This window comes from Streptomyces sp. NPDC001393, from assembly GCF_053597455.1.
The window spans coordinates 1-14,439 of record NZ_JBSFIH010000100.1 but is presented as its reverse complement, the minus strand read 5'-3'; the positions used below and the strand labels follow the sequence as shown (position 1 = coordinate 14,439).

General features: G+C 71.7%; 14 protein-coding genes and 2 pseudogenes. 6 read left to right on the top strand and 10 right to left on the bottom strand.

The annotated features are described in order from the left end of the window. From mobF to ACWC2T_RS44390, 3 genes are all read right to left on the bottom strand, one after another. The coding region (gene mobF, locus ACWC2T_RS44400; protein WP_450675981.1) for a MobF family relaxase at positions 1-530 on the bottom strand (530 nt) is incomplete at its 3' end. A gap of 70 nt (positions 531-600) precedes the next feature. Next, a complete protein-coding gene (locus ACWC2T_RS44395; RefSeq protein WP_450675980.1) occupies positions 601-1,263 on the bottom strand; it encodes a peptidylprolyl isomerase in 663 nt (220 codons plus the stop codon). A gap of 195 nt (positions 1,264-1,458) precedes the next feature. Then, positions 1,459-1,866 (bottom strand): DUF6292 family protein, encoded by a 408-nt coding sequence (locus tag ACWC2T_RS44390; protein ID WP_450675979.1) that lies wholly within the window; start codon positions 1,864-1,866, stop codon positions 1,459-1,461. Between the two features lie 286 nt (positions 1,867-2,152). On the opposite strand from ACWC2T_RS44390, the gene ACWC2T_RS44385 reads away from it, so the two are divergent. Next, positions 2,153-3,232, top strand: coding sequence for a protein phosphatase 2C domain-containing protein (locus ACWC2T_RS44385; protein ID WP_450675978.1), 1,080 nt, complete (start codon positions 2,153-2,155; stop codon positions 3,230-3,232). A 285-nt stretch (positions 3,233-3,517) separates the two neighbouring features. Here the strand turns inward: ACWC2T_RS44385 and ACWC2T_RS44380 are convergent, their stop codons facing one another. From ACWC2T_RS44380 to ACWC2T_RS44355, 6 genes are read right to left on the bottom strand one after another with little or no spacing between them, the layout of a single operon-like run. Next, a complete protein-coding gene (locus tag ACWC2T_RS44380) occupies positions 3,518-4,546 on the bottom strand; it encodes a class I SAM-dependent methyltransferase (RefSeq protein ID WP_450675977.1) in 1,029 nt (342 codons plus the stop codon). 43 nt (positions 4,547-4,589) lie between these two features. Next, positions 4,590-5,267, bottom strand: a complete 678-nt coding sequence (locus tag ACWC2T_RS44375) for a hypothetical protein (RefSeq protein ID WP_450675976.1) — start codon at positions 5,265-5,267, stop codon at positions 4,590-4,592. Continuing rightward, on the bottom strand, positions 5,264-6,502 hold the full coding sequence (locus ACWC2T_RS44370; protein WP_450675975.1) for an MFS transporter: 1,239 nt from the start codon (positions 6,500-6,502) through the stop codon (positions 5,264-5,266). The genes ACWC2T_RS44375 and ACWC2T_RS44370 overlap by 4 nt, the downstream gene beginning before the upstream one ends. Beyond that, positions 6,499-7,740, bottom strand: coding sequence for a hypothetical protein (locus ACWC2T_RS44365; RefSeq protein ID WP_450675974.1), 1,242 nt, complete (start codon positions 7,738-7,740; stop codon positions 6,499-6,501). The genes ACWC2T_RS44370 and ACWC2T_RS44365 overlap by 4 nt, the downstream gene beginning before the upstream one ends. Before the next feature lie 14 nt (positions 7,741-7,754). After that, positions 7,755-9,368 carry a radical SAM protein gene (locus tag ACWC2T_RS44360; protein WP_450675973.1) on the bottom strand — a complete coding sequence of 538 codons (1,614 nt, stop codon included), beginning with the start codon at positions 9,366-9,368 and terminating at the stop codon, positions 7,755-7,757. A 55-nt stretch (positions 9,369-9,423) separates the two neighbouring features. Next, entirely contained in the window at positions 9,424-9,594 is a 171-nt protein-coding gene (locus tag ACWC2T_RS44355) for a hypothetical protein (protein ID WP_450675972.1), read from the bottom strand. Positions 9,595-9,942: 348 nt separating this feature from the next. Here ACWC2T_RS44355 and ACWC2T_RS44350 point away from each other — a divergent pair, with 348 nt between their 5' ends. From ACWC2T_RS44350 to ACWC2T_RS44330, 5 genes and pseudogenes are all read left to right on the top strand, one after another. Further along, on the top strand, positions 9,943-10,458 hold the full coding sequence (locus tag ACWC2T_RS44350) for a hypothetical protein (protein WP_450675971.1): 516 nt from the start codon (positions 9,943-9,945) through the stop codon (positions 10,456-10,458). A gap of 133 nt (positions 10,459-10,591) precedes the next feature. Further along, positions 10,592-10,915, top strand: coding sequence for an acyl carrier protein (locus ACWC2T_RS44345; RefSeq protein WP_450675970.1), 324 nt, complete (start codon positions 10,592-10,594; stop codon positions 10,913-10,915). Positions 10,916-11,205: 290 nt separating this feature from the next. Beyond that, positions 11,206-12,523, top strand: a pseudogene (locus ACWC2T_RS44340) (transposase); the annotation flags it as partial. Positions 12,524-12,620: 97 nt separating this feature from the next. After that, complete coding sequence (locus ACWC2T_RS44335; protein ID WP_450675969.1) at positions 12,621-13,094, top strand: transposase; 474 nt, start codon at positions 12,621-12,623, stop codon at positions 13,092-13,094. A 174-nt stretch (positions 13,095-13,268) separates the two neighbouring features. Further along, entirely contained in the window at positions 13,269-13,697 is a 429-nt protein-coding gene (locus tag ACWC2T_RS44330; RefSeq protein ID WP_450675982.1) for a hypothetical protein, read from the top strand. A gap of 159 nt (positions 13,698-13,856) precedes the next feature. Here ACWC2T_RS44330 and ACWC2T_RS44325 read toward each other — a convergent pair. After that, positions 13,857-14,105, bottom strand: a pseudogene (locus tag ACWC2T_RS44325) (transposase); the annotation flags it as partial. Between the last annotated feature and the right edge of the window lie 334 nt (positions 14,106-14,439).

Genomic DNA, 14,439 nt, shown 5'->3' with positions numbered 1-14,439 from the left:
CCGGCCAGGCAGGCGGCGATCCGGTCGCTGCGCCGGGAGGTCCAACGGATCAGCTCTCGCGGCACCCCGGCAATCTCCATCACCGGCCGGCGCCCAGGGGTGACGGTGCGCGGCTCGGTCGCCAGCCCCAGCGCCTCGCAGACCTCAGCGGCCACGATCTCGTTGTAGAGCGCGGAGGCGGCGACGGTGTTCTCGTGCAGGGCCGTGGTGTGGATCGAGCCCCACTTCCCGTCCAGGCGCTGCCCCTTCACGGACACACGCAGATGGTCATGGAGCAAGGGTCGCCCGGAACGTGCCTCATAGTGGCGGAAGCGGGCGGCGACCAGACCGCCGGGCGGCCGCACCCGGTAGACGCCGTCCTTGCTGTACCGGACCACCGCCGCCTCGTCCTCGATCCACTCCAATACCCGCTCGATCGCGCGCTCGTGCGCCGCCTCGATCACCCGCCCGGTCTCCTCATCCCCCAGCGCCCACAACAGGTAGACCGTCGGCTGCGGCCGGAACACGAAGTCGACACCGGTCACCGTCACCCGGCGTCCCAGAGCGCCGGCCTTGAACGCCTCCTTCGGGCAGTCGCCCTTGGGCCGGTGCAGGACCGTACTACCTGCTCTTGATCTGTACGCGCTTGATGTTCACCGGCAGCGTCGGAAAGCCGTCTCCCGGCCCGTTCTGGTCGTCCTCGCCGCCCGCCGCGATCTTCTGGAGCACCTCGAGGCCCACGGTGACTTTGCCGAACGGCGTGTAGGCGGGCGGGAGTTCGGTGTCCTTCCAGACGAAGAAGAACTGGCTTCCGTTGGTGTTGGGCCCAGCATTGGCCATCGCCACCGTCCCGGCGGGATAGGTCGCCCCGGTCAAGTTCTCGTCGGGGAAGGAGTAGCCGGGCCCGCCGCTACCGGTGCCGGTCGGGTCGCCGCACTGAAGCACATAGATGCGCGCGGTGGTGAGCCGGTGGCAGTGTGAGCGGTCGAAGTAGTGGCGCAGGGCAAGGAACTTGAAGGAGCACGTGGTGCAGGGAGCCTTGTCGGTCAGTGCCCGGAAGGTGACCGCGCCCTGGCCGGTGCGCAGCGTCGCGCTGTACGGCTTGGCGGCCTTCACCGGGTCGAAGACCGGTATCCCCTTGAAGTTGTCCGCGGGAACGGCCGGCGTGTAGGTGCAGGCGGCCGACGGCGCGGCAGGGGGCGGATTGTCGGCTGCGGCCTGCGTCGCGGTACCAAGGAGGAGCAGGGCGGAGGCGGCGAACAGGGCGCTTGGCTTACGGAGCACGAGACGGTTCCCTTCCGGTCAGCACCGCACGGGTATGTCATGGACGCCTCATCCTGCCCTGCTCCGTCGTCCGGGTGAACCCCTGCTCCCGGCACCGTGAACCTGAATGGGCGGGCGCCACTGCAAGCCGAGCGCATGGAACCGCCCGCGGCGCAGATCGCGAGTGGAGGGCCGGGCCCGCAACAGCCGGCGGGTTCAGCCCTGCAGAGAGCCTCCGGCCCGGTGGACGGTCTTGGGATGCCTGGTTCCGTGCCGGTGGCCGGTGAGCGCGGCCAGCAACTCGGAGGGTTCGGGCTGCTGGTGCTCGCTGAGGTAGCGGACGCCCTCGCCCTCCGGCGGGGTGCCGGTCTCCTTGCCGATCGGGTGCCGCCGGCTGACCGCGGTACGCCAGCCGTAGCGCTCATCCCACACCAAGGCGGGCGTATCGGATCCGCTCAGTGCCACGGCCGCGGCGAGCACGTCGCCCTCCAGGCGCTGCACCCGCACGTCCTGCGCCTGGGCCCGGCCTGCGCCGACCAGGACGTCGGCGACGCGCTGCAGGTACGGCTGGACCTGGCGGGCGCGCAGTTCGGTGGCGGCGCTGGCAAGGGCGGTGCGTTGCACCGCGGTCGGGTAGCCGAGCCGGGTGGCAGCTTCCTCGGGGGTCAGGTCCGGGTCGGCCTGCAGCAGGTCGGCGATCCGCTCCCCGCGCAGCCGGGGCAGGGCGCGCGCGGCCGCGGCATAGGAGAGGCCGACGCGCTCCTGGACGGTTGCGGCTGATCAGGCAGCCTCCGACCGAGTGGGAGACCATCAGACGGGGCCGAACAGGGCCTTTGGTTGACCTTCACCTTGGGGGAGCCCACAGCATCAGTGGTGCCGGGCGACGTGCCTGGCATGAGGAGGAACGAGCATGGAGTTGCTGACCATCGGGTCGTTCTCGAAGGCGTCCCGGCTGTCGCCGAAGGCGCTGCGTCTTTACGACGAGCTCGGCCTGCTGACTCCCGCTCGTGTCGACCCGGTGACCGGCTACCGCCTCTATGCACCGGAGCAGCTGGATCAGGCCCGGCTGGTTGCCTGGCTTCGACGGCTGGGGATGCCTCTCGCCCGCATCCGGCAGGTCTGCACGCTGGAAGCAGGTCCGGCAGCAGAAGAGATCCGCGCGTTCTGGGCCCAGGTCGAAGCCGACACCGCCGCACGGCGGGACTTGGCCACCTTCCTCATCGGCCACCTCTCCTGGAAGGACCCTGCCATGTCCCCGACCGCCAAGCCCCTGGGCATTCGTTTCGCCGCCCTTTCCGACGCCGGCCTTGTCCGCGAGAGCAACCAGGACACCGCCTACGCAGGGTCCCGCCTGCTCGCCGTCGCCGACGGCTACGGCAGCGGAGGTGCCCCCGCAAGCGCCGCCGCTGTCGACGCGCTCAAGAGCCTCGAAACCGACAGCATCCCGGCGGGCAATCTCCTCAACGCCCTCGAAGACGCAATCGACCAGGCCAAGCAGGCCGTGCACGGCGTCTCCGGACTCGGCCCTTCCTCCGAAGACGTCGGAACCACACTCACCGCGATGCTCTGGACTGGCTCGCAGCTGGCCCTCGTCCACATCGGCGACTCCCGCGTCTACCTCCTGCGAGATGGAGAGCTGTTCCAGATCACCCACGACCACACCATGGTGCAGTCGATGGTCGACGAAGGACGCCTCCGCCCGGAGGAAGCCGCCTCCCACCCTCAGCGGTCCCTGCTGATACGCGCCCTGGGCCAAGGAGCCGACTCCACACCCGACATGCGTCTGCACGACACCCGGCAGGGAGATCGCTACCTGCTCTGCTCGGACGGCCTGTCCACCGTCGTGTCGACCGAAGAAATCCGCCGAGTGCTCGCCGACATCAGCGAGCCCGAGCAGGCGGTCCGCGAACTCATCGCCCTCGCCAACGGCTCCGGCGGTCCCGACAACGTCAGCTGCGTGGTCGCCGACGTCATGGAGCTCCAGCAGTAGGAGCGAGCGGCATGCACTTCGAGCTGCACCAGGTCCGCTCCCACGAACTCATCCGCGAGGCAGACGAATACCGACTCGCCCAGCAAGTCAGGAAAGCTAAATCGGCCTCTCGGTCCATGTCGGCCAATACACAGCGCCCGACTCCACGGCGCCTGCTGGCTTGGCTCCGCGGGTGAACCATCACGCTGCCTACGGCTGAGCGGGACACAGACCACCAACTTGTCCCACATAGCCGTAGGCACCGCAGGTCAGAGCCTCGACCTACCTACACTGAGTAACGGAGTCCTACTGGGGCTGCCAGAGCTCGTCGACCGCCGACCAGCGCTGGTCCTCGTACGAGACGAGGCCCGCCCGCTGGAGGACGGTGAGGGCCTCGGTGACCTGGGCCGGGGCGGTACCGAGGCGGGCGGCGAGGCCCTCGGCGGTGTCGGGGTTCAGGACGAGCGCGCTGTGGACGGTGCGGCGGGTGGCGTCGGCCAGCGCCGCGAGAATCGGCTGCCGCGGGGCTGCGCCGAGCCGGGGCACCCCGACCGAGGGTGTCTCCCCGAGTGCCTGGAGCTCCTCGGTGAACGGGACGCCCCGGTCGCGCTCCCACGCGGCGTGCTTGCGCAGCAGCAGCAGACCCGTCTGCCGGTGCTTGTGCGGCTCGCTCAGGGTGAGGACGTCGAACTCGCCCTGCGGCACCGCCACTTGGCGACGCAGATCCTGCACCAGGGGTGTGGGGACGACCCGGCACGCCGTCCGTCCGTCCCGGGTCTCGGCCGTCGTGGCGAGATACGGCTCGTGCAGCACGACCGTGCCGCCCGGGGCCAGGCGGGGCCACAGCGCCGCGAGGAACCCGGCGTCGTCGGCCTGCGTCCCCGCGTCCAGCCACACCAGGTCCAGCGGCCCCCAGGCGTCGAGCTCCTGCTCGGTGAGGTCGAAGAAGTCCCGCTCGACGAAGGTGAGCAGGGAGTCGAGGCCCAGCGCGCGGGCCGCGTCGCTCACCTGGTGCGCGGACGTCCCGGCCACGGAGATGTCGTCGACGACGAGGAGCCGGGGCGCGTAGTCGTCGAGCGCGGAGCGCGGGTGCAGGACGGAGGCCCGCTCGTCGTCCGACACCGCACCGCCGATCAGCCGCCGGTCCGCGGCGGCCTCCTCCTGGGCGTCGCGCAGCCCGAGCAGCAGGTGCAGTGTCGAGGAACCGGCGCCCACCTCGACCACCGTGCGCGGCCGCGTCATCCTGGTCACCGCCCGCAGCACGGGTCCGGCGTTCTCCGTCCCCATTCCGGGCCGGGTGAGCCCCCGCACCGCCTCGTCGGCCGACACGTCCACGCGTATGTCCCCTCTCGTCCCTCGCATCGTCACCGGGCGCCCGTCAGGCGACGGCCCGCAGCATCCCCGCCGACAGCAACCGGTCGGCCACGTCGCGGAGTCGGTCCGGAACGTCGTCGTCGGCGACACCGGGCCCGGTACCCGCCAGCTGCCACAGGGCGAGCGCCGCCGTGCCCACCCGGAGGAAGTTGCCCGTCGGGGTGTGCGCCAGGACGTTGTCCCCGGCGTCCGTCACCCAGGCCTCCCGCACCAGCGCCCGGGGCGCGTCGTTCGGCGCCGCCGGGGCACCGGTCAGCAGGCCAAGGCGGACCAGGCCCACGAGCAGGTGGTCGACGGCCGCGTCCGCCCCGCCCCACGCCGCGCGCAGCTCGGCGACCGAGGCGCCGCCATCCAGCAACTCGCCGACAGGCACGGGCAGTTCGGCGAAGACGGCCGGTTGCGCGCAGGACAGTACGGCCACCGGTCCGCCCTCACCCAGGAACGGGACGGGGGTGCGGCTCAGCCGGGCCGTCCGCGCCGGTGCCAGGACGGTGTCCGGCGGCAGCGCGCGGGGCCAGACCCCGCGGTCCAGGACCCGGGGCTCGGGCGGCGGCGCAAGGCGGACCACCGGTTCGTCGGGGTGCGGGGTCCAGGCCAGTTCCCAGGCGAGGGGGAGCGAGGCTCCCGTCTGCGCGCAGAACCGGGGCACGACCGGGTCGAGCACGAGGGGGCGTTCACTCATGACGTCCTGCCTCCTTGAAGAACCGGCGCCGCGGCCACCGGCGCGGCTCCCACCGCCCGCAGCCATCCGCACAGTCCGGCCAGGGTGGCGATCACCCCGCCGGCCAGGATGCCCCAGCGGGCCCAGTCGGCCGGGGCGAGTCCGGCCAGCGCGAAGCCGACCGCCACGGCGCTCTGCAGCGTCGCCCCGTACGCGGCGCCTGCCCGGCCCCGTACCTCGGGCGGGCAGTCGGCCATCACATGGGTGCGCAGCGCCACGTTCTGCACGGCGTTGGCCATGCCGCCGCCCAGGAAGGCCGCCAGCATGACGGGGATGACGGGGAACGCGCCGGTCACCAGATAGCTGACGCCGATGACGGTGGCCGCGGCGACGGCGAGGCGGGCGGTGGGCCTGCGACCGAGCGGGCCGCGCAGCAGGCACGGGCCGAGGACGAGGCCCACGCTCCAGGTGGCGAGGAGCGTCCCGTAGACGGCGGTGCCGCCGGGGATGTCGTGGGCGAAGAACGGCAGCAGCACATTGGCCACCGAGGTCGCCGCGATCGTGATCACGACCGTGCCGAGGGTGATCCGGCGCCCCGCCCACAGCAGCGACAGGCCGGCTTTCAGGCCGCCCTCGGGCCGCTTTGCCGCCTCCTGCGGCGCGGGTCGGCCGCTGCGCGGAGCCGCCGCCAGCCAGGCGCTGATCACCGGGATCGCCAGCAGCGCGAAGGCGAAGGTGGCCGCGTCGACACAGAGCGCGAGGCCGGTGCCGCCGTGTGCCGTCAACAGGCCCACCAGCAAGGGGCCGACGATGTATCCGGCGTTGCGCACCGACTCCATCAGCCCGTTCATCCGCAGCTGTGCGTCGGCCTGCGGGTACAGCTGCGGCACGAGGGTCATCACACAGGTCTGGGCGACAGCCCCGAGCACACCGAGCAGCAGCATCGTGGCGATGAGCAGCAGCGCCCCGTCCGCGACGGCGGCCGCACCCGCCGCGATCACGCACTCCAGGGCCAGGGCGGTCGCGAGGACGCCGTCCAGGCGGAACCGGTCGCAGATCCGGCCGATGGGACCGCCCAGCGCGATGCCGGGCACCAGACCGGCCAGCATCTGTGCCGACACCACCGACGTCAGTCCCGTGCGGTCGGCGCCGCGCAGGGCGAGCGCCACCATCGCGACCTCGTCGCCCACGGTGCTCACCAGCAGGGCGGCGACCACCACAAGCGCCGCGGGCCTGCTCGCTCGGATCGCGGTCACCGGCCCTGCGCCTCCTCGGCCTCGACGGCCCGCCACGCCGACAGCCTGAGCAGCACGGCGTGCAGCAGCGGTACGGCTTCGGGGTCCGCCGCGCGCTCGAAGTCGGCGAGATCGAGGGTGTCCCCGTCGGCAAGCGCGGTCACGGCCGCGGCGACCTGCGGATGCCCGGCGACCTTCAGGGTGTGCCCCTGGGCGGCGACGGCGTGCCGCCCGTCAGCGAGCAGCCGCTGGCGCACCTCGACGTCCGCACGGGTGCGCACCCGGGCCCGGCGCGGCACCGGGACGAGCGGATCGGCGGGCCTGCCGACCCCGAGGCCGCCGGAGGTCACCGCGGCCATGTGCTGCTCCCAGACGACGTCCGCGATCTCGGCGCCGCTCAGCCCGTCGAGCGTGGCCAGTGCGGCGGCGGCCTGCGCCGGGATGCCGTCCGCGGCGAGGGGGGCCCCGCCCGCCGCACGAGCCCGGCCGAGCAGGGTGCCGACCGCGTCGACGACGAGCGCGGCCGGGTCGCTGCGGGTGAAGAAGGCGATGTTGACGTTGACGGCCACGGCGTCCGGGGCCTCGCCGACGTGCAGCTGCTCGGAGGGGAAGTACGTCAACGCACCTGGTACACCGACCAGTTCGTCGGCGAGGTGGCGGGCCGCGGCGTAGTCGGCGGTGTGCTGGGGGACCCGGTCCGCCAGCTCGGGCGGCCAGGTCAGCAGGAGCTTGCGGCCGCGCAGGGTGAAGCCGAAGTTCCCGGCGTGGTCCACGTGCACCCCCACGTTGGTGGAGGTGTAGCGGCCGATGAAGGTGTCGATGTCGACGCGTCCCGCGACCCGGCTGCCCGTGTACCGGTGGACGTCGTCGGCCAACTTCTTGGCCCGGTCCCACAGCGCCGCGTCGACGGCGTGCAGTCCGGAGACGGCGACGCTCCACTCGTGCTCGCGCATCCGCGCGTCGACCCGGGCGAGATAGGCGTCCAGGTCGTGGTCGTGGGGCAGCGGCAGGAACGGCCGGGTGTCGATGGGCTGGGTCCGGCCGTCGACCGTCACCACGACCCGGGGCAGGCCCGAGCCCTTGACCCGGTTGGCGGGGTCGGCGGCCAGCTTCAGGGCGCGGACCAACTGCTCGTCCGTGAGCCCCAGTTGGACCGGCGACGAGGGCAGCGTCAGCGGGGCGCGCTCCCAGTGGCGGGAGGCGAAGTCCTTCCAGAAACGGTCCAGTCGGGCGTCCGTCGCGGGGGCCGGGTGGGGCACAGCAACTCCTGTCGTCAGGCCGCGACGCGCGGCAGTTCGAGAAGCCCGGGTGCGAGCGCGGCGGAGGCGATCACCCGGTGTTCGGCGAGGTTCTCCAGGAGCAGCCGCCGCTGCCGCTCGGGCAGCCGGGACCGCTCCGCCAGCTCGGCGTCGGTCGCGCCGTCGGCGGCGAGCAGCCACAGCAGCCGCCCGGCGGCGCTCACCCTGACGCCCCGGCCGGTCTCCGGGGAGACGAGCAGACAGCTGCCATCGGTCCCAGAATCCCGTACGAGATGGGGCTGCGCGGCGTACCACACGCAGGCCAACTCCTCGCCGGGAGAGCCCTGTTCGACACTGAGCGCGCCGTGGGAGGCGAGCCGCGCCAGCGTCGCCGCCGCCGCGCGGGGCGAGGGGATGTCACGCCACAGGTCGGCCAGGGCGTGGTCCCGCCCGTCGAGCAGCGGCCGCCATTCCTCCGGTACGTCGAGCAGGGCGTCGCACGACGGCACGTGCAGCAGGACGCCGCGCCCGGTGACCGAGACCCGTCCGCGTACGCCGTTAGCGAGCCGCACCGTGGCGGCCCGCCCCACCTCGGGGCAAGGCGCGGCGGGCACGGCCACCCGCCGGGCCGGCAGCTCCGCCTCGGCGAGCGCCCACAGGAACGACCACTCCTCGGCGTCCCCGATCCAGGTCCCCCGGTGGAAGGCGGCGCCGACGGCCGGGCCGCCGGGCCCGCCGGAGGTCAGCCGGGCCGCGTCCTGCCGGCTGAGCCCCGTGCTCACCGTGTAGTCGAGGTCGAAGGCCAGATCCTCGCCCTCGTCCGGCGGGATCAGCTCGACGCCGAACAGGTCGGGTCGCTCGCCGACGGGCGACAGCACGTCGAGGATGAAGGGCCCGTTGGCGGCGGTCGAGTACGGCACGCCGAACTCCTCGACGGACCGTCGCAGCGCCTTGGCGGCGAACTCCTGGGTGCGCAGGGCCTCTTCCTCGGTCTCGCCGGGAAACCCGGTCATGCAGAAGAGGTGTACGGGAACCTTGTTGCCCAGCAGCGCCTTAAGCGACGGCTCGATGTCGTCGACCTTGGTGCCCTTGCGCATCAGGTCGAGCACGCGCTGGTTGTACGACTCCAGGCCGAGGTCGAGGCGACGGCAGCCGGAGCGGCGCAGCGCGGCGGCCAGTTCGTCGTCGAGCCCCTTGCTGAACCGGGTCTCGCCGTACCAGTACAGCTCGTGCCCGCCGTCGTTGAGCTCCCGGGAGACGCCCCGCAGCGACGTCAGCGTCATGATCTCGTCGACGAACATGAAGCTGTCGCTGCCGTGCTTGGCCGCGAGCGCCGCCATGTCGTGGACGACCTGCTCGGGGCGGCGGATGCGGATCTGCGGGGACGGTTCGGTGGCGGCGGGCGTGCCGGGGACCTCGTACGGGACGTGGAGAACGCCGATGTCCTGGCGGGAGCTGAACCGGGTGTCCGCCAGGAGTTGGCGGACCGCGTCGTAGCCGGTGACCAACCAGCCCTCGTGACCGTCGGGGAAGACCATGGGGCTGACGGGGCGGGCCTCGCGCAGCCGGGTGATGTCGCGGGGCGGGTCGAAGGGGCCCGCGTCGCGCTCCATGGGCAGACCGTGGGGGACGAGAGGCGTGTGGCTCATCGGTTTCCTTCCGTGGGTGGGGGTGGGCTCGCCCCTGCGGGCCCGGACGACAGACTCAGCCGGCGACGACGGTGCCGGCCTCTTCCGGCACCCGCTCCCCGAGCAGCTCCATGGCCGCCGCCAGATCACACAGGACACGGTCGGCGAGTTCGGCCGCGGAGGTCGCGCCCGGGTGCCCGGCGGACGGCAGGGGGAGCACTGCCTGGTCGCTGAAGGTGACGGACATGGTGAGGCTCCTTTACGTCGTACGCCGCATCCGGCGCCGTTCCGCTTCCGCGGCCCCATCACGGCACACACCATGACGTCATCATGAGCCAATCTGAGCCACATATGGGCCACGCTGCGTCCACCGACCCGGCGCCACCGTAAAGCCGCAGGTCTTCGGGGACTTGAGGCAGAGCGGGAAGGCGATGAGCCGGCGCGCCGAGTCGCCGACCTGCACCTTCTCGACTCCCTTGCGCGCTCCGGAATGCTGGTGCGGCACGGATGACAACACAAGCGGTTCTAACCGGCGCCATTCTTGTGCCATGATGGCGTCACAGCTCGTCCGGAGTGGTCATCGAGGGGGCGGATCATGGAGACAGCACGCAGCCGGCAGCAGGCAGCACCCGGCGCCTTCGCCGCCTTCGCCCGCTTCGTGCTCTGCGGCGGCGGGGTGGGGCTCGCCTCCAGCCCCGCCGTGGCAGCCCTCGCCTCCCGGGTCCCCCGGGCGCTGGCCAACGCCGTGGTCACCGTGGCCTCCACCCTCCTGGCCACCGAACTGCACGCCCGCTTCACCTTCGGCGCGGGCGGGCGCGCGACCTGGCGCCAGCATGTGCAGTCGGCCGGATCCGCGACGGCCGCGTATGCGGTGACCTGCGCGGCGATGATCGTCCTGCAGCTGCTGGTGGCGGCACCGGGTGCGGTGCTCGAACAGGTCGTCTACCTGTCCGCCTCCGCACTCGCCGGCATCGCCCGGTTCGCGGTGCTGCGTCCCGTCGTCTTCGCGCGGGGCCGCTCGCAGGCCTCGGCCGCCCGGGCCACCCGCCCCGCCGGCGTGGCCCGCGCCTCGGCCGCGGCCGACCCCGTGTCGCTCTGCCACGCCGCCTGACGGCGAGGAGGCGGGCGCGGCGCGTTCCAACGTCCTTCGACGGGCGCTCTAGTGCGGGCGGGCACCGTCGAGGCGGACGCGCAGGCGGTGCGCGACCTGGTCCGTCCAGGCAGCCGGAAGGAAGTCCGTACCCATGGCCCAGACTCCGTGGAACGCGAGGTTCGAGACGATTCTCCGGCAGGGTCTGCCCGGCCTGCACAAGGACAGGACGCCCGCCGTCGACGTGCCGATGGAGGCGTACGGGCTCGACTCCATGGCGCTCATCGGCATCGTCAGCGCTCTGGAGGCCGCCTACGGCGTCAGCCTCGCCGGCCAGGTCACCGTGCCGGTGCGCACCCTGACCGCCGGTCACCTGTGGGGCATCGTCTCGGCCGCCCTGCAGCCCGCCTGGGACACCGGCCGGCCGTCCCCTGCGGGCGGTACGACGCGTAGCCAGGCCCCCTGGATCATGGCCTGACGGACCCTGACGGACCGTGCCGGAGCGCGCGGCCCGTCACGGCCGCCGCACGGCTGCCGCCCGAAATCCCGCCCCTCGCCCGCCGATCCAGGTCACCGATCCGGACGCCGGAGTGTTTCGTCGATGGAGCCACCATGCGCAAGGCCGAAGAGTCTCAGCCTGTTCTTTTTCTTCTGGCCTCGAACGGTGTCCCGAACGAGGTCACTCACCTGGGCATTCGCCGGACATGAGAGTGGCCTTCGACTGATCCTGTGCCCCGTCACGAGGAAACCCAGTCGAAGGCCATTGTCATGAGTGTGATGTGCCCGGAAGTCCGACGGGAAGCATTAGCGGAAGCGTCACGCTTGCGAGCAGAGTTCTACGCGTGCCCGACCGCCCGGCGTGACGAACAGCTCGAACCGGCCGACGCGCTGGTGTGCATCGACGGGCCGATCACCTCGCCGGTGGACCTGACGATGGTGCACGAGCACCGCCGTGGGCACGGCACGTCGTACGCAGCTCTCAACCGGGGCCGGTCCGACGTCGAGAAACTACGGACCCTGCTCGCCGGGCCGCCGTTGCCCCGGTTCGACGGCCGCCGCCTGGTGCCGGCCGTCGACGTGCCGCCGTGGCTGCGCCCGGACGCGCCGCGCTCGGCAGACCGGCTGTTCTGCCACGACTACGGCCGGGCGAAGTCCGCCGCCCAGCTCATCCCGGGCCGGCCGTACTCCTTCGTCACCGTCCCCGAACCGGGAGCCACCTCATGGACGCCGATCCTTGACGTGATCCGGCTCGGCCCCGAAAACGATGCCACCGCCGCCACCGCCACCCAACTCCGGGCGGCGGCCCAGCGGCTCATCCCAGCCGGCCAGTGAGCACCCGGCAATCCGGACATCACAATCGTCATGGACACCGGTCACGACATCACCCGCCTGGCCCGAGTCCTGCGGGATCCTCCTGTCGGACTGGTCGGACGGATCCGCAGCGACCGGGTGATGCGGCTGCCCAAGCCCCCGCTCAAGGAGCACGCCCTGGCCCATCCCCAGGGCGGGCGACCGCCGAAGCACCGCAAGAAGTCCCGCTTCGCCAACCCCGAGACCCGGCCCGAGGCGGCGATCACCACCGTCACCGACACCACCAACAACGGCAAGGCCGAAGCCCAGGCATGGGACCGGGTCCACCCGAGACTGACCCACCATTCGGCCCGGCTGGAGCACGACGGTGAACCCGCCGCCGCCGAGAGCACCTTGGTCCGGTTGAAGGTCGAGCACCTCTCCAAACAGCGGGAAGCACCGCCGGTCTGGCTGTGGTCCTCCACAACCGGCGCCGCCCCGACAGACCTGGATCCGTGGCGGCAGGCGTTCCTCAGGAGATTCGACCTCGAGCACACCTACAGGTTCGAAAAAGCAGATCCTCGGCCGGACCACCCCGAAGATCCGTACTCCCCAGACCGCGGACCGGCGGACATGGCCCGTAGCCGTCGCCCACACCCAGCCCCGCCTCGCCCAGCCGCCGGCCGCCGACCTCCGTCGGCCCTGGGAGAAGCCCGCCAAGCCCGAACACCTCACCCCGGCCCGGGCCCGCCGGAGGTTCACGAACATCCGAACCCACCCGCCCTGCCCGGCCCGTGACTCTGTCGGGGATCTTGGAGTTTCCCGGTGCGGCAGCACGGTCGACGGGGATGATCAGGGAGTTTTGCCGACCGTTGCAGCCGTCGAGGTGCCCGTTGTCCCTGCGCCCCCGTTCCGGCGAGCACGTTCCGCCTCTGAACGCGCAGGTCGCGCGGGCGAGCAACCCGGGCGGCACGACGGCGACATGGGTGCGGGACCGGCTGGACGGGCTCTGGCGCGACGAGGACTTCGCGGACTGGTACCCCAGGGACGGGCGCCCGGGGCTCTCGCCCGCTCAGCTGGCCACCGTCTGTGTGCTGCAGTTCCTGCCCGGGCTGCCGGACAGGCAGGCCACCGAGGCGGACCGCGGCCGCATCGACTTCACGCACGCGATGGCCATCAAGCTGGACGATCCCGGCTTCCACCACAGTGTGCTCGGCGACTTCCGCGATCGTCCCGCCGAGGACGGCCGTGCCGACCGCCTCCTCGACCTCGCACCGGCCCGCCTGAAGGAAGCCGGACTGGTGCACGAGCGCACACCACGCAGCACACCGACTCCACGCACATCCTGGCCGCAGTGCGTGACCTGACCCGCCTGGAACTGGTCACCAAGGCGGCTCGCGCCGCACTCGAAGAGGCCGCAGGTATCTCACCTCACCTGCTGAACGAACTGGTCGACGAGTGCTGAGGGCTGCGCTACGGCCGGCCCGTCCGCCTGGGGAAGAACCCCACCAAGCCCAAGACCAGCAGTCATACCACCCGTGATGATCGAGAGCGGCGCGTTCCCCGGCTACGTGCTGTGCGCCAGTGCCAACGACGAATCGGTCTGGCTCAAGCCCAAGGACTCGACCAACGCCTTCTGCCTGTGGAAGAGACTGGGCCCCTCCTCCGAGTTCTCCCTGTACAACCCCGCCAAGGACCAGTACATGTCGTACACCGGCGGCAACGAGGGCGCCGTGGTGATGGAGGATCAGGACACCTCGCCCCTCGGCCCGAACGGTCAGCTGTGGTCCTGGGGAGGACAGGAGGACTGGGGTGCTGCCGCACTGCAGTCCCTCTGGGACAGCGGACAGAACGTCGACGCCAAGTCCCCGGACGGGTGGAACATCCCCCGCACCGACCCGGTCCACACACGTGGCTGGCGCCACGGCCGCCAGCGTGAACTGACCTGGAACCCGGACCGCGTGGGCTGACACCCCGATTGAACCTACGACCAGGTCGGGCCGGGCGCCACGCCCAGCCCGACCTGGCGTACTCCCGGCCGCCGGAAGAGCTCGCCCGCGTGTCTCATGTGCCTCCACACCCAAAAGAGGCTCTCTTGATCGTATGTGTGAGCCATTCGCTGGCGGGTTGGCGGCCTTGCGGACGATCTCGAGCTCGGTCTCCAGCTCGCGGATTCGTCGACGCGCCGCACGCAGCTCTGCGGACTCCTCCGAGGCCCTGCCAGGGCGTCGGCCGTTGTCGATGTCGTCCTGGCGCAACCACTTCGACAACGTGACCGGATGGATGCCGAGATCAATAGCGGTCTGCTTCTGTTCTTTTCCTGCCCGCACCAACGCGATGGCGCGGGCGCAGAACTCAGCGGGGTAGGCGCGGGGCATGTCCGGCAGCCTTTCGTGAAGGCCGTCAGTTAGCCAGCAGAACTGGAACCTGAGAGGTGGGGCAGGTCAAGATGTCACCCAATCGTGCGGCAGACCCGTTCAGAGACCACCGACCTGCTCACCTTCAAGCGAGCCGCAACAGCCACCCCTGACCACTCCGCGGCCCACTACACTCCAGCCGCCCGGAGAAACCCGCAGGTCAGACAGCGAAATCCTGCTGGAGCACTAATACTCCAGCCGGACTTCTGTATTTGTCCTGGTCAACGGCCTGGCGGTGGGGAGTGTAGCGGGGGCTGAGTATGCGTGGGGCGGTCTTGGGTCGGCCGTCCCACCA